The following is a 21462-nucleotide window of genomic DNA, read 5'->3' on the forward strand; positions in this document are numbered from 1 at the left end:
GTCAGGACCCGCAGAGCGGCGCGGTCCGCACGTATCCGCCGAGGTTCTCGTCGTCGGTGCCGAGCAGGGCGTCGGAGGATCCGGGCAGGCACTCCACCCCCTCGATCTTGTACTGCGGGAACCTCGCGAGTACGTCAGGGGAGGCTGCGAGCGTGACCCGTACCCGGCCGGCGGCCGACACGGTCACCCGGCCCGCGTCGCTCACCGCGGAGTCGAAGGGGCCGTCGTCAGACGCCGAACTCACCAGGATCCGGCCGGAGTCGGTCACCGAGATGTCGGAGATGTGCCGCACCGCGTCGCCGGCCGGGTACGCGGCCCGGTAGGTCCGGTGGGTCACGCCGCCGAACTGCGGCTGCCCGTACTCGTCGAAGGTGAGGGGCGCCGTGTACAGCGTGGCGGGACGGTGGCCCGCTCCGCGGTCGGCCCAGAGGGCGGCGAGATGTCCGTGCCGGGCCACCAGCGCAAGGCTCTCGAAGTTGTCGCCCTGGCCGATCGCCGGGAGCGGCGCGTAGTCGAGGACCTTCGCCGTGGAGCCGGTGACCCTGAGGTGATGGATGATGCCGCGGCCGGCGAGCGCCAGATACTCCGACGGCTTGCCGGGTACGGCTTCGACGGCCTCCAGGTCCATGGGCTCCGGCCCGTCCCAGGTGACCGGAGAGACGTCGGCCGAGCCCCCCTTGTCGGTGATGCGGGACAGGCGCCGCTGCCCGGTCTTCTTGTTGTCGTGCACGATCAGCGCGCGCACCCCGGCTCCGTGCGCGGTGCGGCCTTCGAACGCGATGCCGCTGACACCGCTGCGGGCGTCGCTGCCCACCTTCTGCCATGCGCCGGCCGCCGGGGCCGTGCCGTGCGTCGCGGTGGCGACGGCCGGGGCGGTGCCGGGCGTCGCCAGCAGGGCGGTCGCCGCGACGAGCCAGGCTGTGCGCTGCAACTTGGCGAATTTCGCTGGGGGTCGCTCGCCTTTCTCTCCGTCAGGCGCGAGATCACGCGCCTGGGGTCAGGGTATTGCTCATGGCGAGCACGGCTCGGAGGGTGGCCCTCCGTTCCCCTTCGGGGTCGCAGCCGCGCCGCGGCAAACCCTGTGCAGTAACGGACGTCCGTAGCTAGACTGCCGCGTTGGCATGTACACCACGGACCCGGTGTTTCACCGGCTCTGAGTGCCACCGACTCTGTGCACCACTGACTCTGTAACCACTGACGGTTGCGCGCTGTCCACCGCGCAGCCGCCGATCCTCGGGGGGATCCGGGTGAAGCGTCCGACCACATGGCTGCGCGGGAAAATCTTCGCGGCCCTTCTCTGTCTCGTCGCCGGACTGCTCGGCGTGGGCGTGGCCGCGAGTACGGCCTACGCCGCAACGACCAACCCGAACCCGATCAACTGGAAGGTGGAGAAGCTCTTCTACGACCAGTACGGTCACGACGTGCCGCTCCGCACCGGCCAGGAGGACTACAACGAGCCGTCCGATCCGCCGCCACTCGACGGCTTCGGACGGGTGCACATCGAGGCGTCCGACGGCGGTCACGGCGCGGTCCCGCCCGCCACGGACATCCAGGACACCATCGGCAGCCCGGTGAACTGCACGCCCGGAGCCGACGCCCGGGTGCGCTGCCTGAACCCGGAGACCAACCTCTTCGTCGTGTACAGCCCGGTCCTCGACCCCCGCTCCGGTGACGCGTACGCCTTCGGCATCATCACCGCCTACTACACGCTGCCGTGCATCGCGCCCTCGGGCGACGGCCCCCGGCTCAAGTGCGGCGGGACCCCGCCCCCACCGGCCGCCCCGACCACCCTCACGTACACAGGGCCCCGGCACGGAAGCAACGGCAGCCCGCTGACGCTCTCCGCCTCCCTCGTCGACAATTTCGGGGTCCCTGTCGCGGGCAAGACCCTGCACTTCCGGGTCGGGGCGAGTGACGCCACGCAGTCCTGCGACGGCACGACCGGTGCGGCGGGAACGGCCCGCTGCACCATCGGCCAGTTGCACCAGCCCACCGGGTCGGTGGCGGTGGCGGTGAGTTTCGCGGGCGACGACGGATTCAAGGCCTCGTCGGCCTCCTCCACGGTGGTGCCCACCTCGCCGACGAAGCTCTCGTACACCGGACCCGCGCATGGCATCAACGGCAGCCCGCTGGAGCTGTCCGCCACGCTCTCCGACTACGCGGGCAGCCCCGTCACCGGCCGGACCGTCCACTTCCGTATCGGCTCGGGTGACGCCGCGCAGTCCTGCGACGGCACCACGAGTACGACGGGCGGCGCCCGCTGCGCCATCAACTCCCTGCGTCAGCCTCCGACTTCGGTCCCGGTCGCGGTGAGCTTCGCGGGCGACTCCGGCTACGAGGCGTCATCGGCCGCCGCCACGGTGGCGGTCCAGTCGCCGACGACGCTCAAGTACACCGGGCCCGCCCGCATCGCCAACGGCAAGGACGTCCGGCTCTCGGGCGAGCTCGACGACTACCTCGGCGCACCGGTCACCGGCAGGTCCGTGCACTTCGCCCTCGGTACGGGGGCCACCGCGCAGTCCTGCGACGCCACCACGGACAGCGCAGGGGCCGCGCGGTGCACCATCAGCGTGACCGGCCAGCCGCTCAACGCCGCGGCGACCGTGCCGCTGCACGCGGCGTTCGCCGGGGATGCCAACTATCTGAAGTCGAGCGCCGACGCGTCCCTGCTCCTCCAGTACTACACCGGCCGTGCCTTCGGCCTGTTGGCCCAGCTGCACCTGCCGCTCCTGCCGCCGGTGGACCTGCCTGCTCAGCCTGACACCGGTCAGGTCAGGACAGCGGGCGCGACCACTGTGACACCGCCCTGCACGGCCGCCGTGTCAGCGGTCGTCCTCGACGTACATGCGCTCTGCTCCGGAGTGACGACGACCCTCGACCCGGGCACGGCCACTGCCACCACGAGCGTCGAATCGGCCTCGATCGGCCTCCCCGGAGTCCCCGTGATCGGTATCTCCGGGCTGACCGCCAGGGCGACCGCCCGCTGCGACGGCGCGACGGGCAGCGCCACACTGACGGCGCTCACGATCGGCGGCGTGACCGTCACCGTACCGACCGCGCCCAACAGCACGATCAGCCTGCCCGGCGGGACCCGGCTGGTGATCAACGAGCAGACGCCGGTCGCCGGGGCCGACCACGGGCTCACGGTCAACGCCGTTCATCTCGTGGTCGCAGGGGGTCTCGGCGATATCGTCATCGGATCGAGTACGAGCGCCGTCCACAACTGCGCCGAGTGAGGGCGGGAGCCATGGAGGTCGAGGAGACGCGGGACGTGTACGTGGAGCGTTTCCGCGTCCTCGCGCACGAGGGAATCGCCGAACTCTTCGTGCAGGGAAGCACCGCCGGCCTGGGCGGCGGGCACCTCGATCGCTTCGCGCTGGTGGAGCAGGGCGAGGAGGTCCACGCCGAAACGGCCTTCTCCTACCGTGGCCTCCGCTTCCACTACACCCGCCGGGTCTGGCCCCCGGACTTCCCGCTGGAGATCAAAGTCGCGCTCTACGTGGAGCACCTGCGGGAGCGCGTCCTCACCCGCCGCTACCCGGTGGGAGGGGATGGCGGGGCTGCTGTCGTGCTGTAGCGGTCGGGGGCGGGGACATCCCCGCCCCCGCCGCCGTGGAGTCCGGCAGTTAGCCTGCCACCTGGGATGTTGCGGACCCGTCCGCAGCACGATGGGCAGCCGACGCCGAGGAGAGACGCCATGACGACCACCGCCCGTGCGACGCAGCAGCACGAGGACGAGCGGGTACGCGTCACCCGCTGGGACTTCGAGCCGGGCCAGAGCACCGGTCGCCATGTGCACGAGTACGACTACGTCGTCGTGCCGGTCGTGGATGGTCTGACCAGCGTGATCGCGCCGGACGGTACGACCACCGCCTCGCAGCTGCGGGCGGGGGAGTCCTACGCGCGCCCGGCCGGCGGCGAACACGAGGTCGTCAACGCCGGATCCTCGCCGCTGGCCTTCGTCGAGATCGAACTGAAGTAGCCAGGGCCGCCGCCCCGCACGTCAGCACCGCGACCACGTACTGACCCCGGACGACCACGTCCCGCCCACGACCGCAGCGCCGACGACCGCAGCCGACGGCCGCAGCCAGGGAGCCCGCGATGAGCCGCATCACCGTGAACGACGCCACGCTCCACTACGACGACCTCGGCCCCTCGGACGGGATCCCGGTCGTGCTGATCCACGGGCACCCGTTCAACCGCACGCTGTGGGCTCCCCAGGCGCAGGCCCTCAGCGCGGCCGGGCACCGGGTGATCACCCCCGACCTGCGCGGTTACGGGGAGAGCAGTGTGACGCCCGGCAAGGTGTTCCTCTCCGATTTCGCCGACGACATCGCGGCACTCCTGGACTGTCTGGGCATCGAGCGCGCGGTGATCGGCGGTGTCTCCATGGGTGGCCAGATCTCCATGGAGTTCTGCCGCCGCCACCTGGGGCGGGTGCGGGCGCTCGTCCTGTCCGACACGTCGGCCCCCGCCGAGACCGGCGAGGGCAAGGCGTTCCGCAACCGCCTCGCCGACCGGCTGCTCGCCGAGGGGATGGACGGTTACGCGGACGAGGTCATCGACAAGATGCTCGCACCGTACAACGTCGCCGCTCTCCCGGACGTGGCCGCACACGTCCTCGGTCTGATGCGCACGACCGATCCCCGTGGGGCTGCCGCCGCGCTGCGCGGCCGGGCCGAGCGCCCCGACTACCGCGACACCCTCGTCGCCGTCGCCGACGCCGGTGTTCCCACGCTGATCGTGGTCGGCGCGGACGACGTCTACACGCCTGTCACCGAGGCCGAGGCGATGGGCGGGCTCGTTCCGTACGCCACGGTGAGCGTCATCGACGGTGCCGGGCACCTGCCGGGCGCGGAACAGCCCGAGCGTTTCACCGCCGTCCTGCTGGACTTCCTCGGGACGCAGTTGTCCGAACCCGCAGGAGGGGACCGCCCCACGGCGTCCTGACGGCCCTCGACCCCCGGGGCACGCTGCTTCATCGCCCCGGGGTGTACGTGGCGTGGCGCCTCAGCCGTCCGATGCGAGGCGGCCCAGCCACTCCTTCAGCAAGTGCTGCTCCGCGCCGCTGAGCGTCGTCTGTTCGGGCAGCGCCGCGCGCAGCGCGCGGGCGGCGCCGGCCGGGCCGCCGCTCTGCACGGCCGGTTTGTCGTTGGTGACGGCGGTGACCATGGACTCCCGCATCGTGGTCAACAGGGCCGGGTCCCGCCGGTCTTCGGGCAGGGACAGCCAGGTGAGCACCGCGCCGCGTGCCGTGGCGTGGATGAGCATGGCCGCGAGGTCCTCGTCGACACGGAGCCAGCCGTCGGCCGCGAGCCGCCGGATGCGGCCCATCAGGATCTTCATGCCGGTCTTGAAGGCTGCCGACGCGGCCCTGGTGGGCTCGCTGTACATCAGTGTGTAGAGGGCGGGATTGGCCAGGCCGAACTCGACCGCCAGGTCCCAGCCCGCCCGCAGGCCCTCGATGGGATCCTGCGGCTCCGCGTCCGGGTTCCTGGCCTCCTTCGTCGCCAGGAACGAGGCGAAACCGTACTCGGCGACCGCGTCGAGCAGCCCGGCCTTGTCGCCGAACAGCCGGTAGATGGCCGGTGGTTGGAGGCCGGCCGCGACGGCGACCGCGCGGGTGGTGACCGCGTCGCGGCCCTCACGTGTCAGCAGGTCGGCCGCGGCTTCGATGACCCGCTGCCGGGGCTGCTCGCGGTCCGAGGCCGCGGTGTCGGACTCGTCGGCGGTGGCGCTGTCCCAGGTGGGCGGAGGTGGTGGCATGTATCAACGATACCGCTCAGGTGGTTCCCTCGGTAATATCGGTGATATCTTGAAAGTGATTCCACTGGAAACAGCCACTGGAAACAGAGCGTGGGGGTTCACCATGATCATCGTTACCGGAGCCAACGGAAAGCTCGGACGCCGCATTGTCGAGAGCCTGCTGGAGCGTGTCCCGGCGGACCGGATCGGGGTGAGCGTCCGCGACCCGCAGAAGGCGCAGACGTTCGCCGACCGAGGGGTGCGGGTGCGGCACGGCAGCTTCACCGACCCGGACAGCCTTGCCCATGCCTTCGAAGGTGCGTCCCAGGTGCTGATCGTTTCGGTCGACCGGATGGGCGACGAGACCGTACGGCAGCACCGTGCCGCGATCGACGGGGCCGTCAAGGCGGGCGCCCGCCGCATCCTCTACACCAGCCAGATCGGCGCCGGCGCCTCGTCCCATTTCCAGGCCTGCCGCGACCACGCCGCCACCGAGGAAGCGCTGCGCGCATCCGGCGTGCCGTTCACGTCGCTGCGCAATGGCTTCTATGCCGCCAGCGGGCTGCAACTGGCGGGCCACGGACTGGAGTCCGGCCAGGTCGCGCTTCCCGCGGACGGTCCTGTCAGCTGGACCACGCACGCCGACCTCGCCGAGGCGGCCGCCGTCATCCTGGCCGACGAAGGCCGCTTCGACGGGCCCACGCCTCCGCTCACCGCGGCGCAGGCGCTGACCTTCGCCGACATCGCCCGCACCGCCGCGGAGGTCACTGGGCGCACCATCACGAGGACCACCGTGTCCGACGATGTGTTCCGGGAGCAGTTGACGGGCGGCGGTGCCCCCGCCGAGGTGGCCGACCAGCTGCTGGGCATCTTCGCGGCCGCCCATGCCGGTGAATTCGCCGCCGTCGACCCGGCACTCGCGACCCTGCTCGGCCGCGAGCCCACCGCCCTGAACACGTTCCTGCGCGAGCAGCTGTCCCACAGCGACGCGCGCTGACCACTCCGCCCGGTGACGGTGCCGCCGCTCCGTAACGAGCTTGCTTCACACGCCCGGTGTGCGCAGCCCGAGATGGTCGCGGAGCGTCCGCCCCTCGTACTCCGTACGGAACACCCCGCGCTCCTGGAGCAGTGGCACCACCGTGTCGGCGAACTCGTCCAGGCCGCCGGGGACCAGATGAGGGGCCAGGATGAAGCCGTCGGAGACCTCGCTCTGCACGGCGGCGTTCACCGCGGCGGCGACCGTGGCGGGTGAGCCGATGAAGGTCTGCCGGGCGCTGGTCTCGATGACCAGCTCCCGGATGGACAGCCCCTCCGCCTTCGCCCGCTGCCGCCACTCGGACGCCGTGGCCAGCGGATCACGCACCATCCGTACGCTCGCCCGGCCCCGCGCCACCGTGTGCTCACCCGGGTCGGGGTCGATGTCGGGCAGCGGCCCGTCGGGGTCGTAGCCGGACAGGTCCCGGTTCCACACGTGTTCCAGGAACTTGATCGCCGTCTGCCCGCTGACCTGGCTGCGCCGCACCTCGTGGGCGCGCTCCGCCGCCTCGGCGTCGGTGTCACCCAGTACGAAGGTGGCAGCGGGCAGGATCAGCAGCTCGTCCGGTGTCCGTCCGTGCCGGGCCAGCCGCCCCTTCACGTCCTGGTAGAAGACGCGGCCCGCCTCCGGCGCCGAGTGCCTGCTGAAGATCGCGTCCGCGGTCGCCGCCGCGAACTCCCGTCCCTGGTCCGAGTCGCCCGCCTGGAAGATCACCGGCCTGCCCTGCGGGGAGCGCGGCACATTGAACCGGCCCGCGATGTCGAAGTGCTGGTCGCGGTGGGCGAACGTACCGGCGTCCGGCGTCCGCAGGAACCGCCCGCTCTCCGGGTCGGCCACGACCTCGTCCGGTGCCCAGGAGTCGAACAGCTCCCAGGCGGTACGGAGGAACTGCTCGGCGCGGGTGTAGCGGTCCGCCTCCGCGAGGAATCCGCCGCGCCGGAAGTTCTCCCCGGTGAAGGCGTCCCAGGAGGTGACGACATTCCACGCGGCCCGGCCGGCCGACAGATGGTCCAGGGATGCGAACTGCCGTGCCACCTCGTACGGTTCGTTGAAGGTGGAGTTGATCGTGCCGGCCAGCCCGATCCGGTCCGTCACCGCGGCCAGCGCGGCCAGCACCGTGAAGGTGTCCGGGCGGCCGACCACGTCCAGGTCGTAGATCTCGCCGCCCTGTTCCCGCAGCCGCAGCCCTTCGGCCAGGAACAGGAAGTCGAACCTGGCCCGCTCCGCGGTGCGCGCGAAATGGCTGAAGGAGGCGAAGTCGATCTGGCTGCCCGCCTCCGGATCGCTCCAGACCGTGGTGTTGTTGACCCCGGGGAAGTGGGCCGCGAGGTGGATCTGCTTCTGGGTGTCGCTCATGACTGTCCTCCGGCCCGGACCCGGGCGTAGCGGCCGGCGGGCCGGGGCAGGCCGAGCAGCCCGCGCAGCGTGCCGGCCTGGTAGGCGCGGCGGAAGGCGCCCCGGCTCTGGAGTTCGGGGACCAGGCCCCGGGTGATGGCGGGCAGATCGTGGCCGGTGACGGCGGGGCGCAGCCGGTATCCGGTCAGGCCCGCGCGCTGCCAGTCGATGAGGAGGCCGGCGAGTTCGGCCGGAGTGCCGGTGAACACCTCCGCGTCGCTGGTCAGCGGGGCACCGGCCGTCTCGTCGAGCCGCTGCCTGCGAGCCTTCGCGGCGGCAGCGGTCTCGTCCAGGAAGACCACCAGGTCCCCGAAGACGTGGACGGTCTCCCCACCTCGCCCGGCCGCGTCCCGGGCGGCCAGGATCTCGTCGGTGACGGCCCGTGCGCCCGCGGCGTCGTGCGGGGTGACGTACCCGACGTCCGCCGAGCTCGCCACGAGCCCGTAGGGAACGGACGCGTGGGCGAGTGCGGTCACCAGCGGCTGGCCCTGCGGCGAGCGCGGCGTGATGGACGGGCCCCTGACGCTGAACCGGTCGCCCTCGAAGTCGATGTAGTGCAGCTTCGCGCGGTCGATGAACCGCCCGGTGGCCGTGTCCCGTATCTCGGCGTCGTCCTCCCAGCTGTCCCAGAGCCTGCGGAGCACCTCGACGTAGTCGGCGGCCTCGCCGAACAGTTCGCGGGCCGGCTCCTGCGCCCCCGGCAGCCCGATGTCCTCCGGCCGGAACTCCGGCAGGCTCCGCCGCCCGAAGTGCGCGGCCTCGTGCGCCGAAGCGGAGACCCGCACCCGGACGCCTGCGCGCCCCGTGCTCACGTGGTCCAGCGTCGCGATGGCCTTCGCGAGGTGGAACGGCTCGCTGTGGGTGACCACCGCGGTCGGTACGAGCCCGATGTGCCGGGTCAGCGGCGCCACGGCGGCGGCGGTCAGTACCGCGTCCAGCCGGCCGCGCACCTGGTCGGTACGCCGGTCGTCACCGGCCGGATCGGTGGACTGGAGGGACAGCGCGTCCTCGAAGGTCACGAAGTCGATGAGGCCTCGTTCGGCTTCCTGTACGGCGTCCAGCCAGTACCCGGCGGTGAAGAGTCCGTCCGGGCGGGACCGGGGGTCGCGCCAGGACGCGGGGTGCCAGCCCGCGCCGTCCAGCGCCACGGCGAGGTGCAGTGGTGCAGGAGGCGCGGGAGGAGAAGGGGGAGAGGGAGACATGTCCGCGGGGTGCCTTTCCTGATGACCTGGTGAGCGATGAGAAGTTCGGGAGGAGGCGCGGGCCGCCCCTCGCGCCTTTCTCCGGGAAGGGGCGGCCCGGCTCAGGAGTTGGTGACCGGCAGGCCTGGCGGGTTGACCTCGGCGCTCTTCACGGCCTCGTTGCCGAGATTCCACGCCCGGAGCCACTTGGCGTACTGACCGTGCTCGATCAGGTAGTTGACGGCTTCGGCCAGCGGCTTCGCGAGGCCGCTGCCCTTCTTGGCGGTCGCGCAGATCAGCCCCCGCAACGAGGCCCCGGCACCCGAGAACGTGCCTGCGCTGCGGGTCGCCTGCGGGGTCGATGCGGTACGGGTGATGTGGTACGAGAGGCTCGGGTTCGGGCCGAAGTACGCGTCGATCTTCTTCGAATTGAGCGCCAGATAGGTGCTGTTGCTCTCCTGGTAGTACTTCACCGTCAGCTTCTTGCCCTCGGCCGCCAGCTTGCCCCGCCATTCGAGCAGCAGCTTCTCCTGGTTGGTGCCCGCTCCTACCGCGACCGTCCTGCCCGCGAGGCTCTCGTAGGTGCCGTCGAAGTTCCAGCTGGAGTCCTTGCGCACCTCGAAGCCGAGGTTGTCCTCGCGGTAGCAAGCGAAGTCGTACTTCTTCTTCCGCTCCTCCGTGTCCGTGATGTTGGAGAAGCCCGCCTCGGTGCGCCCGCTGTCGATCCCGACGAACAGGTTCTCCCAGGTCGAGTTCTTCACGTCGGGCCGGAGGCCGAGGACCGATGCGACCAGCCGGCCGAGATCGGGCTCGGACCCGGTCACGGTCTTCTGGTCGTCGCCGACGTACCCCAGCGGCGCCGACCCGGCGGGGAGCATGCCCAGGCCGATGGTCAGCTTCCCGTCCGCGGTAACGGACTTGGGCAGCTGCGACCGGATGGCGGCCACTTCGGGAACATGGAGGGTGGTCTCCTTGGCGGCCCCGTTCGAGACTGCGCCGATGACCACCGACCCCTTGGCGGCTGCGTCCGGCGAGCCCGCCCCATTGCTGCCACTGCTGCCGCAGGCGCTGAGTCCGGCGGTCAGAGCGAGGACGGTGGCGGCCGCGGCGAGAGCGGACAGCGGTGTTCTCCTGGGCATGCTGACACTCATATGCCCGCTCCGATCGCGATCCGGGCACGGGCACTGCGGATCCCGGACCGGACCTTCTGCAGCGGCGTGGGGGGCATGGTGCGCAGTGCGCCCCGTGAGTAGTGGCGCTCCACAGAGAACTGCACGGCCGAGACCGCGCTCGTCAGGACGATGTACCAGAAGGTGGCCACGAGCAGGAGCGGCACGACGTCCCCCGGGTAGGTGCTGCCCAGGCTCTGGACGGTGCCGAAGAGGTCGAGCAGGGATACGTAGAAGACCAGTGATGTGCTCTTGACCAGGCCGATCAACTGGTTGACGTAGGTGGGCACGATGACCCGCAGGGCCTGCGGGAACACGATGCGGCGGAACTGGAACCAGCGCGGCAGTCCGAGGGCCGACGCCGCCTCGTGCTGCCCACGGTCGACGGAGAGCATGCCGGACCTGACCACTTCGGCGGCGTACGCGGCCTCGTTGAGGCTCAGGCCGACGACGGCCACCACCATGTCCGTGGCGAGATGGGACTCGTCGAACCGGAAGAAGGCGGGCCCGAAGGGGATGCCGAGGCTCAGCGTCCGGTACAGCGCGCTGAAGTTGTACAGGAACAGCAGCACGACGATCAGCGGCACGGAGCGCAGCGCCCAGATATAGACCCAGGAGACCGACCTGAGCAGCGGATTGGGGGAGAGCCTGCAGAGCGCGAGGACCACCCCGCCGACGAGCCCGGCCACAGCGCTGAGCGCCGCGGCCTCCAGGGTGATCACCAGTCCTTGGAGCACCACCGGCCGGAAGAACCAGTACGAGAACCGGCCCCACTGGTAGAACGGGTTGCTCACCAGCCCGTGGACGAACTGGGCGACCAGGACCAGGACCACAGCCGTCAGCACCCAGCGCCAGGGGTGGCGCAGTGGCAGCACCCGCTCGGCGGCGAGGTGCGGATCGCGCACCGGGCCGTCGGGCCCGGCAACAGAACCGGCCGGAGGCTGTCCGGGTGGAACGGGCGACGGGCCGGCGGTCACCGGCTCGTCAGGGGGCGCGGACGTCTCGGGCATGGGTACTCCAGCGATCAAGAGGTGGCCGGACGGCGGGGGCCGGCACGGCCGGGCTGAGCCGGCGGCCCCGGGGCAACGGGCCGGGAACGGCGGTACGGGGAAGACGGGGGAGCTGGGGGAGCGGGCGGGACTCCGTCCGGGCCGTCAGCGGCCGCAGTGCGGAGCGCCGGCCGGCAGCCCGCCGGTACACGGGGGACAGGGCCGGACCGCGGGGGACTGCGTACGCCAGGAGCCGGGGTGCGGCACGGCGCAGCGAAGGCGGCTGACGGCTGCCGTCCTCTCCGGTGCGCTCTCCATGCAGGTCACCCTGGTTCTCTCCGCCGTACGGGCGCCGCCCGGGACGCGCTCGGTGAAACGGGCGGCACACGGGGAACCGTGTCCGCCGGACCGGCGGGGGATCAACGGGCCGGTCCGGCGTCAGTAACCCATGCGGAGAACGCGGCGTCAATGCGCGTACGGGCTCTGCGAATTGAGGCTCGGGGCGGCGTCGCCGGTACCGGATGAGGGCGGCTGTCGCAGCTCTGAGCAGGGGAAACGTCCACGAGGGGCATCCGGTGTGCGAGCGCTGACCGGGCGGGAAGGCCGTTGACCGGCGGCCGTTCATTTCGTGCGGCCGTAACACGGGCTTCATCCCCGGAAGAGTGGGTCCGGCTCCCGCGACATCCCTAATATCTCGCTGAACGAAACTCACGGGACTGACGAGACTGTCGCCCAGCGAGGTAAGGGAGTCCACCGTGTCCGCCAAGCCGGCCGAAACAGCGTCACCGCACTTCCGCGCCGCCTACGACGATGCGCTTGCCCAGTGGCCATTCCCGGTGGACAGCCGCGGACTTCCCACTCCGTACGGCCTCACCCGCATCAACAGCTGCGGTCCTCTCGCCGCGCCGCCCCTGGTGCTCCTGCCCGGCGGCGGGGCGACCTCCCTGGTCTGGCGTGCGGCGGTCGCCGCGGGGCTGGGCCGTACCCACCGGGTGCACGCCGTGGACCTGGTGGGCGAGCCGGGGCTCAGCGTCCCGGCCGAGGGGCGGCCGATCCGCAGCACGGGGGACCTGGACGGCTGGCTCGGCGCGGTCATCGACGGGCTCGCCGCCTCCGGTCCCGTCACACTGGCCGGCCACTCCTACGGCGCCTGGATCGCCGCCCACCACGCCGCCCGGCACCCCCGGCGCCTGGCCCGTCTCGTGCTGTTCGACCCCGTGCAGGTGTTCGCCGGGCTCCGGCCCGGCTATGTGCTGCGTGCGCTGCCCATGCTGCTGCGGCCAACTCCCGTACGGATCAGGAGGTTCCTGGCCTGGGAGACCGCCGGTGCCGATCTCGATCCGTTCTGGCTGCGGCTGCAGGACACGACGGCCGGCTTCCCGACCGTCCGGCCCGTCACCGGTCCGCGCCCCGACCTCACCGGGCCCGGCCTGCCTCCCACGGACCTCTTCTTGGCGGAGCGCGCCCGCTGCCACGACGCCGCCCGGGTGGCCGCGGCGGCGCGTGCGGCGCTGCCGGGAGTACGGGCCGAGGTGCTCCCCGGGGTCTCGCACCACTCGCTGCCGCTCCTCGCGGCCGACACCGTCGCCCGGAGCCTCGCGGTCTAGCTGGGACCGGTCTCCGACCCCGGAACCCTTCCGGCACCGATGGATACCGGGCAGTTACGGATATTCCGTTGGGGACACGAGGCGCGGCGGCGTTAGGGTCACCGCATGTCTCTGCACAACCGTATGCGCCAAGCCCTGCCCGCAGCCATGCGCGCCCGTGAGAAGGCCACGGTGAGCGCCCTGCGTTCGGCGCTCGCCGCGCTGGACAACGCCGGGGCGGTGCCGGTGGACGCCGCCGCTCCCGGCAGTTCGGCCCTGGAGGGGTCGCCGGCCGGTGCCGGCGCCACCGACGTGGCGAGGCGGGAGCTGAGCGAGCGGAGCATGGCGGACATCGTGCGCGCCGAGGCCGTCGAACGGCTCGGGGCCGCAGCGGAGTTGACCGCGCCCGCGCACGCCGACCGGGCCGAACGGCTCCGTGCGGAAGCGGCCGTGCTGCTCGGGTTCCTCGACGGGCCGGATCCGGCGTAGGGGCAGCGGGCATTACCCGCCGGTACGTGCACACCAACGTGCAAATATGGGGTGTTTACCCATAATGAGCTGCCCTATGCCTGTGCTTTTGTTCACGGTTGAACAACCCAGGTATACACGGGCACTCGGGACAAACGGAATGTGAGGCTCCTCTAAGGTGCCGAAACATGAGCACTGCCACCACCCCAACCCCCGCACAGCATCCCGTACGCGTCCTGCGCCATGTCTGGATTCCCCTTGAGGACGGCACCCGTCTCGCCGCCCGGATCTGGCTTCCCGCCGACGCCGAAGGGCCGGTCCCAGCGGTCCTGGAGTACATCCCGTACCGGAAGAACGACGGGACGGCTCCGCGCGACGTGACGCTGCACGGCCAGTTCGCGCGGGCCGGTTACGCCGCGGTGCGGGTGGACTGCCGGGGCAGCGGTGACTCCAGCGGCATCATGCTCGACGAGTACCACGCCACCGAGCTCTCCGACGCGCTCGAAGTCCTCGCCTGGATCGAACAGCAGGACTGGTCGGACGGCCAGGTCGGGATCATCGGCAAGTCCTGGGGCGGCTTCAACGGCCTCCAGATAGCCGCCCTCCAGCCGCCCCAGCTGCGCTGCATCGTCACCGTCTGCTCGACGGACGACCGGTACGCCGACGACGTGCACTACGCGGGCGGTTCCCTGCTCGCCTCCGAGATGCTGCCCTGGGCCGCGACGATGCTCGCGTACAACGCCCGCCCGTCCGACCCCGCCGTGCTCGGTGAATCCTGGCGCGACGAGTGGCTGGACCGGCTGGAGCGGACCGTCCCGTACGCCGAGGAGTGGCTGGCCCACCAGCGCCGGGACGCCTACTGGCGGCACGGTTCCGTCTGTGAGGACTACTCGGCCATCAAGGTGCCGGTCTATGCGGTCGGCGGCTGGCTCGACCCGTACCGCGGCGCCGTCTTCCGCCTCATGGAGAACCTGCGGGTACCGGCCAAGGCCATGCTCGGTCCCTGGGCGCACACCTACCCCCACCAGGCCGAGCCCGGCCCCGCCATGGACTTCCAGGGCGAGTGCGTGCGCTGGTTCGACCACTGGATGGGCGGCGCCGACAACGGCATCATGGACGAACCCGCCCTGCGGGCCTGGATACCCGACCCGAGCCCGGTCGGTGCCGACCGTGAGGAGCGCCCCGGCCGCTGGGTCGCCGAACCCTCCTGGCCGGCCCCCGGCGTCGAGGCGTCGGTCATCCCGCTCAGCACGCTCGGCGGCGGCCGGGGCACGGCCGTCCTGCGTTCGCCGCTCGCGATCGGCGCATCCGGCGGCGACTTCCTCAAGTTCGGCGACATACCGGGGCAGTACGGGGACCAGGCCGCCGACGACGGCCGCTCGCAGACCTTCACCGGTCCCGCCCTCACCGAACGTCTTGAGATCCTCGGCGCCCCCGAGGTGACCCTGCGGGTCACCAGCGACCGGCCGCAGGCGCAGCTCGCCGTGCGGCTCTGCGAGGTCTGGCCCGACGGCAGTTCCAAGCTGGTCACCACCGGCTTCCTCAACCTCACCCACCGGGACGGGCACACCGACCCGCGACCGCTGGAACCGGGCCGCGCCTACGAGGTGGCGGTACCGCTGTTCGCCATCGGTCACGCCTTCGCCGCTGGCAACCGCGTCCGGGTCTCCGTCTCCGCCTCGTTGTGGCCCTGGATCTGGCCCTCGCCCGAGCAGGTGGCGCTGGAACTCGACACGGCACACGGCGAGCTGACCCTGCCGGTACGCGCACCCCGCCCCGCAGATGAGGCCGGGCTGCGCCCGTACGGACCGCCGCTCGACGTCCCGCCGCACAGCATCGAGCTGACGGCGATACCCGGTGACAGGCGGGTCAGTTACGACTACGAGACCGGGGAGCAGGTCATCGTCACCACCCCGGCCGACGGCACCATGACCGACCGGGCCGACGGACTCACCCGTACCGGCAGCGACCTCAACCGCTTCCGGCTGGTCGAGGGCGACCCGCTCTCCGCGGCGGTGGAGAGCGAGCGCGAGGAGTCCATCAGCCGGGGCGACTGGGCGACGCGCATCAGCACCCGGTCCCGGATGACCGCCGACGCCACGGACTTCTGCGTGGTCAACCAGCTGTCCGCGTTCGAGGGCTCGGGCGACGACGAGCGCGAGATCTTCAGCCGTACCTGGTCCTTCAGCGTCCCCCGGGACCAGGTGTGAGGCGCCTGCGCCGCACCCCTGCGGCACTCACCCCGGCTCCAGCGGCCCCCATGGCGAACGCGGCCCCGGCGACCGGCCGCCGGCCCCTGCGGCGCCCGCCGGCCCGCCGCTCCTCGCGGGCCCTGGCCGGCTGTCTGGCCCTGGTGTCCCTCGCCGCCCTTTCGGGCTGCAGCGCCGTCTCCGAGACCACCGGCAAGCCCACCGTGGTCATCGGAGCGAAGGAGTTCACCGAGCAGTGGATCATCGGTGAGCTGTACAAGCAGGCGCTGACCCACGCCGGATACAACGTCGAGCTGAAGTCGAACATCGGCAGCACGACCGTCATCGACGGGGCGCTCACATCCGGTCAGATCGACCTGTACCCCGAGTACACCGGGGTCATCCTCCAGGTCCTGGCCCGGAGCAGGACAGTGCCGCACTCCGCCGCCGCGACCTTCCAGCAGGCCAAGGCCTACGAGGAGACCCGCGGGCTGACGATGCTGCCCCCGACCCCCTTCCAGAACCGCGACGCGATCGCCGTCAAGCCCGCCTTCGCCAAGAAACACGGGCTCAGGACCATCAGCGATCTGAAGAAGGCGGGCCATGTCGTCTTCGCCGAGTACCCGGACAACATGGAGGGCGCGCTCGGCTACCGCGACATGGTGAAGGCGTACGGGCTGCACAACACCGAGGTGAAGACCCTCAACATCGGTCTGCAGTACTCCGCCCTCGACCACGGACAGGTCGAGGCGGCCGACGTCTTCACCACCGACCCGCAACTCGCCCGCGGCGGCTACACCCTTCTCGACGACACGAAGGGCTACTACGGCTTCCAGAACGTGGCCCCCGTCGTACGCAAGGGCGTGCAGGAGAAACAGGGTCCGGAATTCGCCAGGACGCTGAACAAGGTGGACGCGCTCCTCACTGACCAGGCGGTACGCGAGATGAACCGGGCGGTCGACACCGTACGGCTCGCCCCCTCCGAAGTCGCGGCCAAGTTCCTGAAGGCCAACGACATCAGCTGACGCAGGCAGCCGCCCCGCGACGTCCGCGGCGGCGTCCCGCCACCCATCCGCGACCTTCCCGCCCTCCAGGAGAAAAAGCCCCCAATGAGCCAGGAAAGCCATAAAATCTCCACCTCTGCGCAGGAGATCGTCTTCGACCACGTGGTCAAGACGTACCCCAACTCCGCGTCGCCCGCGGTCGACGACCTGTCGCTGACCGTGCCCGCGGGGGAGATCTGCGTGCTGCTCGGCCCGTCCGGCAGCGGCAAGACCACCGCGCTGATGATGGTGAACCGGCTCGCCGAGCCGACCGGCGGCGACATACGCATCGGCGGTCGCTCCATCCGCGATCTCGACCCCATCCAGCTGCGCCGCTCGATCGGCTACGTCATCCAGCAGACGGGGCTCTTCCCCCATCTGTCGATCGCGGCGAACATCGCCACCGTCCCCAAAGTCCTCGGCTGGGACCGGAAACGCACCAAGGACCGGGTCGCCGAGCTGCTCGACCTGGTCGGCCTGCCGGTCGGCGAGTACGGCTCGCGCTACCCCACCCAGCTGTCCGGCGGCCAGCGCCAGCGCGTCGGCATCGCCCGCGCCCTCGCGGCCGACCCGCCGGTCATGCTGATGGACGAGCCGTTCGGCGCGCTCGACCCCATCACCCGCGAACACGTCCAGGACGAGTTCCTGGCCCTGCACGAGCGCATCCGCAAGACCGTGATCTTCGTGAGCCACGACATCGACGAGGCCGTGAAGATGGGCGACCGGGTCGCGATCCTCCGGGAGGGCGGCAGGCTCGCGCAGTACGACTCGCCCCGGGCCCTGCTGAAGAAGCCGGCCGACGAGTTCGTCGCCCGCTTCCTCGGCGCCGACCGCGGACTGAAACGGCTGTCCCTGGTCCGGCTCAGCGATCTGGAGCTCACCCGGGCCCCGGACACCGGCACCGGCGAGCTGCCCGTCCTCCCGGGTGAGGCCACGCTCCGCTCCGCGCTCTCCCTGATGGTGGCCGAGGGCGCCGACGCCGTACGGGTCACCGGAGACGGCGGAGCCGTCATCGGCACCGCGTCGATGGACGCCGTACGGAAGGCGGGCGCGGCATGAGCGCAGCACCCGTCATCCCGGACTACGGGAGCCCCAGCGCCTGCGTGGCGAACAACTCCACCTTCTGCATGGACTGGTTCACCGCGCACTGGTCGAATCTCTTCTGGCCCGCGCTGGTCCAGCACATCGAACTCACCGTGATCGCGGTCGTGGCCGGCTTCGTCATCGCCTTCCTGATGGCCGTACTCGCCCATTTCCAGGGGTGGTTCGCGATGCCGGCCTCCGCCCTCTCGTCGTTCCTCTACACGGTGCCGCCGCTGGCGCTCTTCCAACTCCTTGTCCCGGTCACCGGGTTCTCCGTGCTCACCGTGGAGATCGCGCTCATCGCGTACAGCCTCTATCTGCTTTTCACCACCATCCTCACCGGGCTGCGCGAAGTCCCAGAGGACGCGGTGCGGGCGGCGCGGGGCATGGGGCTGACCCGGCGGCAGATCCTGTTCAAGGTCGAACTGCCGATGTCCCTGCCGTCCCTCATCTCCGGACTGCGGGTCACGACGGTGATGACCATCGGGACGGTCGCCATCGCGGCCTACGTCATCGACTCCGGCCTTGGCTCGCTCATCCTCAAGGCGCTGCAGTCGCCGTTCAACACCCAGTTCATCGGCGCGGGCGCACTCGCGGTCATCCTGGCGCTGGCCGCCGACGGACTGCTGGTACTCGCCGGACGGCTGCTCACACCGTGGGCCCGGAGCAGGAAGGCCGCGTAAATGGACACCTTCGTCGGATCGTTCACCTTCATGCACGATCGGCTGTCGCTGATGCTGGAGAAGACCGGGCAGCACATCTGGATGTGCGCGATCGTGATCGCCGTCTCGCTGGTGGTCGCGGTACCCGTCGGGCTGTGGCTCGGACATCTGCACCGCGGTGAGTTCGTCACCACCAGCATCTCCAACGTGGGCCGCGCCCTGCCCAACCTCGCGGTCATCGCGATCGGCCTCGGCATCTTCGGCCTCAACTTCGTCAACATCGCCGTCGCGCTGCTGATCACCGCCATCCCCCCGATCCTCAGCCAGGCGTATCTGGCCGTGGACCAGGTCGACCCGGACACCGTCCGAGCCGCACGCGGTATGGGCCTCACACCCCTCCAGGTCCTTCTCAAGGTGGAGCTGCCGCTGGCTCTCCCGCTGCTCTTCTCCGGCATCCGGATCGCGGTGGTGTACGTCATCTCCGCCGCGACCCTGGCCACGGTGGCCGGCGGCGGCGGTCTGGGGGACATCGTCCTCGGCCAGGCCAACTACGGGCTGGAAGGGGTGATCGCCGCCGCACTGTGGGTGGCGGCCCTGGCGCTCGCCGCCGACGGGCTGATCGCACTGATCCAGCGACTCCTTGTGCCCAAGGGGCTGCGCGCCTCGCGCGCCTAGAACCTCTCGTCCGGATCAGCCCGGCAGCCCGCCCCGCCGCCGTCCGGACAGACCGCCGCCCCCGGTACCGCGACTGTGCGGTACCGGGGGCGGCAGGGACTCGGATCAGTGAGCCATGAATGCGAACCAGCCCGCGCGCTCTTCCTTGAAGGCCCCGGCGTGGGTGATACCCGCCGGACCTCCGATGTTGTGGTAAAAGATGCCGCTCTTCTCCTCGTGGAAGGCGCCGGCGGCGGCGATGCCGTGGTGGTGGTGGTGCTCGTGGCCGTGACCCCAGTCGAGGGCCGAGGCGGACGCGGCGCCGCCCAGCACCGCGGAGGCGGCGAAGGCGCTGGCGACGAGCATGCTGCGAAGACGCATGAAGACTCCTATTTCGACGACTACATGGGCAAGCACATGCATATCGGTTAGGAGGGGCATCCCAAAGCCGCCTCGCCCGGTCCCAGCCGAACGGACGCACCTGTCCGGGAGACGGGGCGGCGGACAGGTCAGGACGTGGGGACCGGGGTGCGGTTCTCGTACGTGCCGGCGGTGCCGGAACCCGGCTGCGGGAGGCGCGGGACAGGGCCCCGGCTCACTCCTCGAAATACCTGTCCAGGACCGTATCGAGCTGCGCCGACCATTCCTTGAGCTGGTCCCGGCCGGACGCCGTGACATCGGCCTGGTAGGTGTGGCGGTTCGGCATATGGACGAAGACGGTCAGACGGCGCCCGTACTTGGCGGTCTCGAACTCGACGGCGCCGATCTCGCTCCAGTCGAACTCGGCCTCCTGGTCGTCCAGCCGGAGCACCATGCCCGCACGGTTCGCGATGATCACCGAACGGCGGTCGGCGACCTCGAAAGCCGGGTCCGCTCCGTCGTCTTCGCCGGCTTCGGTATCGCCCTCGCGCCCGGCGTCCTCCGGTCCGGAACTCTCGTGCTCCGCGGCGTCGGCACCGGCCTCCGTCGGCTCAGTGGGCGCGGCGGCGCTCTCCGGCGCAGCCGCTCCGTCCGGAGCGCCGTCCCCGGCCGGCTCCTGCGGCGGCGCGGTATCGGCGGATCCCTCCGTACGCTCGGGGGTTTCCCCGTCCGCAGGTTCCGGCGACTCGGCGGCCTGTGTGTCGGCGCGCGGCGGCATGAGGCCGGGGACGTACGCCGGATCGGTCGCGGCGGCGTGCACGGGAGGCGGGCTCTTCGGACCTATGTGCTGTTCCACGGTGCGCAGTATGGACGATGGACCTGTGTGACAGCCAGTGGCTCAGGATCCCGGCCGGTGGCGGCCCGCCCGTCCCCGTCAGTCCTCGTCAGTCCCGGTCAGTCCGCCAGCCGGGCGTGGATGACGTCCGCGTACGCCTGCTCGCCCCGCGCGTTGGGGTGCAGCGGCGCCGCCGGTGCGGTGGGTACGAAGCCCTCCACCCACTTGGCACGGGGCGCCCGGCAGGCGTCGTGCCCCTCGCTCGGGGTGCGGACGTCGACGTACTCGGCGCGGTGCGCGGCCGACGTCGCGGCGATCACCCGGTTCATCCGGTCGATGCTGCCCTGGAGCCAGTCCGCATCGCCGGCGAGCAGCGGCACGGCCGGCCAGCAGCCGCCCGGCCTGAGGTAGTCCCCGTACCCGGTGACCAGCACCCTGGCCACCGGGGAGCGACGGTGGATGGCGTCGAGTACGGTCGCGAGCTTCGGGCCCAGGCCGTCGATGCGGGCCGCCTCCTCGTCCACCCCGGACCTGCTGTACGTGTCCTGGCAGTACCCGCCGAGCGAGCTGAGCCGGACGCAGCTGCCCGCGACGCCGACCAGACCGGCGTCGTTGCCGCCGATGGTCAGGGTCACCAGCGTGGTGCCGGGGGTCAGGGCGTCGACCTGGGGCGGCGCGGTGCCCGCGGCCACGCCGAGTACGGAGAGCCGCTGCGGTGCGGTCATGTCGCCGGTCTGCGCGCCGCTGCAGGTGACGTCGCGGAAGACGGCGGCCCTGAGCCGGGCGGCCAGCCGGTGCGGGTAGTTGCGGGTCGAGCGTCCGCAGGCGGCGGGACCGGTGCGGTGCGGGACGAACGGCGCCGCCGCCATCGAGTCGCCCAGCGCCACATACACCTGGCGGGCCCCGCCCGCCGTGCCTCCGCCGGCCGCCGCCGCGGGCGTGAGGCCGGCTGCCGTGGCCGAGACGGCGAGCGCCGCAGCGGCGAGGGCGGCCCCGGCCAGCCGTCGTACTTCGCGGCAAATGCCTGTGCGGCGTGGTGAGTTCACTGGGGCTCCCGGCTCCTGGCT

Annotated in this window: 21 protein-coding genes; 12 read left to right on the top strand and 9 right to left on the bottom strand. The window is 71.3% G+C overall.

What is annotated here, in order from left to right; translation table 11 throughout:
* Position 1: 1 nt before the first annotated feature.
* Complete coding sequence (locus OHB13_RS32505; RefSeq protein WP_328379469.1) at positions 2 to 931, bottom strand: hypothetical protein; 930 nt, start codon at positions 929 to 931, stop codon at positions 2 to 4.
* 316 nt (positions 932 to 1247) lie between these two features.
* Between OHB13_RS32505 and OHB13_RS32510 the strand changes: the two genes are divergently transcribed.
* From OHB13_RS32510 to OHB13_RS32525, 4 genes are all read left to right on the top strand, one after another.
* Positions 1248 to 3236, top strand: a complete 1989-nt coding sequence (locus OHB13_RS32510) for a choice-of-anchor P family protein (protein ID WP_328379470.1) — start codon at positions 1248 to 1250, stop codon at positions 3234 to 3236.
* A gap of 11 nt (positions 3237 to 3247) precedes the next feature.
* Positions 3248 to 3577, top strand: a complete 330-nt coding sequence (locus tag OHB13_RS32515) for a hypothetical protein (protein WP_328379471.1) — start codon at positions 3248 to 3250, stop codon at positions 3575 to 3577.
* Between the two features lie 120 nt (positions 3578 to 3697).
* The gene (locus OHB13_RS32520) at positions 3698 to 3982 is read left to right on the top strand and encodes a cupin domain-containing protein (protein ID WP_328379472.1); all 285 of its coding nucleotides are present in this window, start codon (positions 3698 to 3700) and stop codon (positions 3980 to 3982) included.
* Positions 3983 to 4101: 119 nt separating this feature from the next.
* The gene (locus OHB13_RS32525; protein ID WP_328379473.1) at positions 4102 to 4950 is read left to right on the top strand and encodes an alpha/beta fold hydrolase; all 849 of its coding nucleotides are present in this window, start codon (positions 4102 to 4104) and stop codon (positions 4948 to 4950) included.
* Positions 4951 to 5010: 60 nt separating this feature from the next.
* Here OHB13_RS32525 and OHB13_RS32530 read toward each other — a convergent pair whose 3' ends face one another.
* A complete protein-coding gene (locus OHB13_RS32530) occupies positions 5011 to 5766 on the bottom strand; it encodes a TetR/AcrR family transcriptional regulator (protein WP_328379474.1) in 756 nt (251 codons plus the stop codon).
* A 103-nt stretch (positions 5767 to 5869) separates the two neighbouring features.
* Here OHB13_RS32530 and OHB13_RS32535 point away from each other — a divergent pair, with 103 nt between their 5' ends.
* Positions 5870 to 6742, top strand: coding sequence for an SDR family oxidoreductase (locus tag OHB13_RS32535; protein ID WP_328379475.1), 873 nt, complete (start codon positions 5870 to 5872; stop codon positions 6740 to 6742).
* A gap of 45 nt (positions 6743 to 6787) precedes the next feature.
* Here OHB13_RS32535 and OHB13_RS32540 read toward each other — a convergent pair whose 3' ends face one another.
* The 4 genes from OHB13_RS32540 to OHB13_RS32555 form a co-directional block, all read right to left on the bottom strand.
* Complete coding sequence (locus OHB13_RS32540; protein ID WP_328379476.1) at positions 6788 to 8137, bottom strand: NtaA/DmoA family FMN-dependent monooxygenase; 1350 nt, start codon at positions 8135 to 8137, stop codon at positions 6788 to 6790.
* Complete coding sequence (locus OHB13_RS32545) at positions 8134 to 9378, bottom strand: LLM class flavin-dependent oxidoreductase (protein ID WP_328379477.1); 1245 nt, start codon at positions 9376 to 9378, stop codon at positions 8134 to 8136. The genes OHB13_RS32540 and OHB13_RS32545 overlap by 4 nt, the downstream gene beginning before the upstream one ends.
* A gap of 101 nt (positions 9379 to 9479) precedes the next feature.
* The gene (locus OHB13_RS32550; protein ID WP_443062981.1) at positions 9480 to 10496 is read right to left on the bottom strand and encodes a transporter substrate-binding domain-containing protein; all 1017 of its coding nucleotides are present in this window, start codon (positions 10494 to 10496) and stop codon (positions 9480 to 9482) included.
* 8 nt (positions 10497 to 10504) lie between these two features.
* Positions 10505 to 11536 (bottom strand): amino acid ABC transporter permease, encoded by a 1032-nt coding sequence (locus OHB13_RS32555; RefSeq protein WP_328379479.1) that lies wholly within the window; start codon positions 11534 to 11536, stop codon positions 10505 to 10507.
* Between the two features lie 734 nt (positions 11537 to 12270).
* Here OHB13_RS32555 and OHB13_RS32560 point away from each other — a divergent pair.
* The 7 genes from OHB13_RS32560 to OHB13_RS32590 all read left to right on the top strand — a co-directional run bounded on the left by OHB13_RS32560 (position 12271) and on the right by OHB13_RS32590 (position 19221).
* On the top strand, positions 12271 to 13122 hold the full coding sequence (locus OHB13_RS32560; RefSeq protein WP_328379480.1) for an alpha/beta hydrolase: 852 nt from the start codon (positions 12271 to 12273) through the stop codon (positions 13120 to 13122).
* Positions 13123 to 13269: 147 nt separating this feature from the next.
* A complete protein-coding gene (locus OHB13_RS32565) occupies positions 13270 to 13590 on the top strand; it encodes a hypothetical protein (protein WP_266860545.1) in 321 nt (106 codons plus the stop codon).
* Positions 13591 to 13757: 167 nt separating this feature from the next.
* Positions 13758 to 15779 (top strand): CocE/NonD family hydrolase, encoded by a 2022-nt coding sequence (locus tag OHB13_RS32570; RefSeq protein ID WP_328379481.1) that lies wholly within the window; start codon positions 13758 to 13760, stop codon positions 15777 to 15779.
* Positions 15780 to 15829: 50 nt separating this feature from the next.
* On the top strand, positions 15830 to 16783 hold the full coding sequence (locus OHB13_RS32575) for an ABC transporter substrate-binding protein (RefSeq protein ID WP_266851023.1): 954 nt from the start codon (positions 15830 to 15832) through the stop codon (positions 16781 to 16783).
* 84 nt (positions 16784 to 16867) lie between these two features.
* Positions 16868 to 17860, top strand: coding sequence for an ABC transporter ATP-binding protein (locus OHB13_RS32580; RefSeq protein ID WP_266851022.1), 993 nt, complete (start codon positions 16868 to 16870; stop codon positions 17858 to 17860).
* Positions 17857 to 18567, top strand: coding sequence for an ABC transporter permease (locus OHB13_RS32585; RefSeq protein ID WP_328379482.1), 711 nt, complete (start codon positions 17857 to 17859; stop codon positions 18565 to 18567). Before OHB13_RS32580 ends, OHB13_RS32585 begins: the two co-directional genes overlap by 4 nt.
* Positions 18568 to 19221 (top strand): ABC transporter permease, encoded by a 654-nt coding sequence (locus OHB13_RS32590; RefSeq protein WP_266851019.1) that lies wholly within the window; start codon positions 18568 to 18570, stop codon positions 19219 to 19221.
* 105 nt (positions 19222 to 19326) lie between these two features.
* Here the strand turns inward: OHB13_RS32590 and OHB13_RS32595 are convergent, their stop codons facing one another.
* From OHB13_RS32595 to OHB13_RS32605, 3 genes are all read right to left on the bottom strand, one after another.
* Entirely contained in the window at positions 19327 to 19581 is a 255-nt protein-coding gene (locus OHB13_RS32595) for a hypothetical protein (protein ID WP_266851017.1), read from the bottom strand.
* A 214-nt stretch (positions 19582 to 19795) separates the two neighbouring features.
* Positions 19796 to 20416 carry a hypothetical protein gene (locus OHB13_RS32600; protein ID WP_328379483.1) on the bottom strand — a complete coding sequence of 207 codons (621 nt, stop codon included), beginning with the start codon at positions 20414 to 20416 and terminating at the stop codon, positions 19796 to 19798.
* A gap of 98 nt (positions 20417 to 20514) precedes the next feature.
* Entirely contained in the window at positions 20515 to 21441 is a 927-nt protein-coding gene (locus tag OHB13_RS32605) for an SGNH/GDSL hydrolase family protein (RefSeq protein ID WP_328379484.1), read from the bottom strand.
* Positions 21442 to 21462: the final 21 nt, after the last annotated feature.

This window comes from Streptomyces sp. NBC_00440 (assembly GCF_036014215.1).
Lineage (GTDB): Bacteria > Actinomycetota > Actinomycetes > Streptomycetales > Streptomycetaceae > Streptomyces.

What these genes read in the sequence shown, in the direction of transcription:
- OHB13_RS32595 (WP_266851017.1), bottom strand. Translation starts at nt 19,581, where the DNA reads ATGCGTCTTCGCAGCATGCTCGTCGCCAGCGCCTTCGCCGCCTCCGCG.
- OHB13_RS32545 (WP_328379477.1), bottom strand. Translation starts at nt 9,378, where the DNA reads ATGTCTCCCTCTCCCCCTTCTCCTCCCGCGCCTCCTGCACCACTGCAC.
- OHB13_RS32585 (WP_328379482.1), top strand. Translation starts at nt 17,857, where the DNA reads ATGAGCGCAGCACCCGTCATCCCGGACTACGGGAGCCCCAGCGCCTGC.
- OHB13_RS32575 (WP_266851023.1), top strand. Translation starts at nt 15,830, where the DNA reads ATGGCGAACGCGGCCCCGGCGACCGGCCGCCGGCCCCTGCGGCGCCCG.
- OHB13_RS32570 (WP_328379481.1), top strand. Translation starts at nt 13,758, where the DNA reads ATGAGCACTGCCACCACCCCAACCCCCGCACAGCATCCCGTACGCGTC.
- OHB13_RS32535 (WP_328379475.1), top strand. Translation starts at nt 5,870, where the DNA reads ATGATCATCGTTACCGGAGCCAACGGAAAGCTCGGACGCCGCATTGTC.
- OHB13_RS32530 (WP_328379474.1), bottom strand. Translation starts at nt 5,766, where the DNA reads ATGCCACCACCTCCGCCCACCTGGGACAGCGCCACCGCCGACGAGTCC.
- OHB13_RS32525 (WP_328379473.1), top strand. Translation starts at nt 4,102, where the DNA reads ATGAGCCGCATCACCGTGAACGACGCCACGCTCCACTACGACGACCTC.
- OHB13_RS32550 (WP_443062981.1), bottom strand. Translation starts at nt 10,496, where the DNA reads ATGCCCAGGAGAACACCGCTGTCCGCTCTCGCCGCGGCCGCCACCGTC.
- OHB13_RS32520 (WP_328379472.1), top strand. Translation starts at nt 3,698, where the DNA reads ATGACGACCACCGCCCGTGCGACGCAGCAGCACGAGGACGAGCGGGTA.
- OHB13_RS32590 (WP_266851019.1), top strand. Translation starts at nt 18,568, where the DNA reads ATGGACACCTTCGTCGGATCGTTCACCTTCATGCACGATCGGCTGTCG.
- OHB13_RS32540 (WP_328379476.1), bottom strand. Translation starts at nt 8,137, where the DNA reads ATGAGCGACACCCAGAAGCAGATCCACCTCGCGGCCCACTTCCCCGGG.
- OHB13_RS32580 (WP_266851022.1), top strand. Translation starts at nt 16,868, where the DNA reads ATGAGCCAGGAAAGCCATAAAATCTCCACCTCTGCGCAGGAGATCGTC.
- OHB13_RS32555 (WP_328379479.1), bottom strand. Translation starts at nt 11,536, where the DNA reads ATGCCCGAGACGTCCGCGCCCCCTGACGAGCCGGTGACCGCCGGCCCG.
- OHB13_RS32515 (WP_328379471.1), top strand. Translation starts at nt 3,248, where the DNA reads ATGGAGGTCGAGGAGACGCGGGACGTGTACGTGGAGCGTTTCCGCGTC.
- OHB13_RS32565 (WP_266860545.1), top strand. Translation starts at nt 13,270, where the DNA reads ATGCGCGCCCGTGAGAAGGCCACGGTGAGCGCCCTGCGTTCGGCGCTC.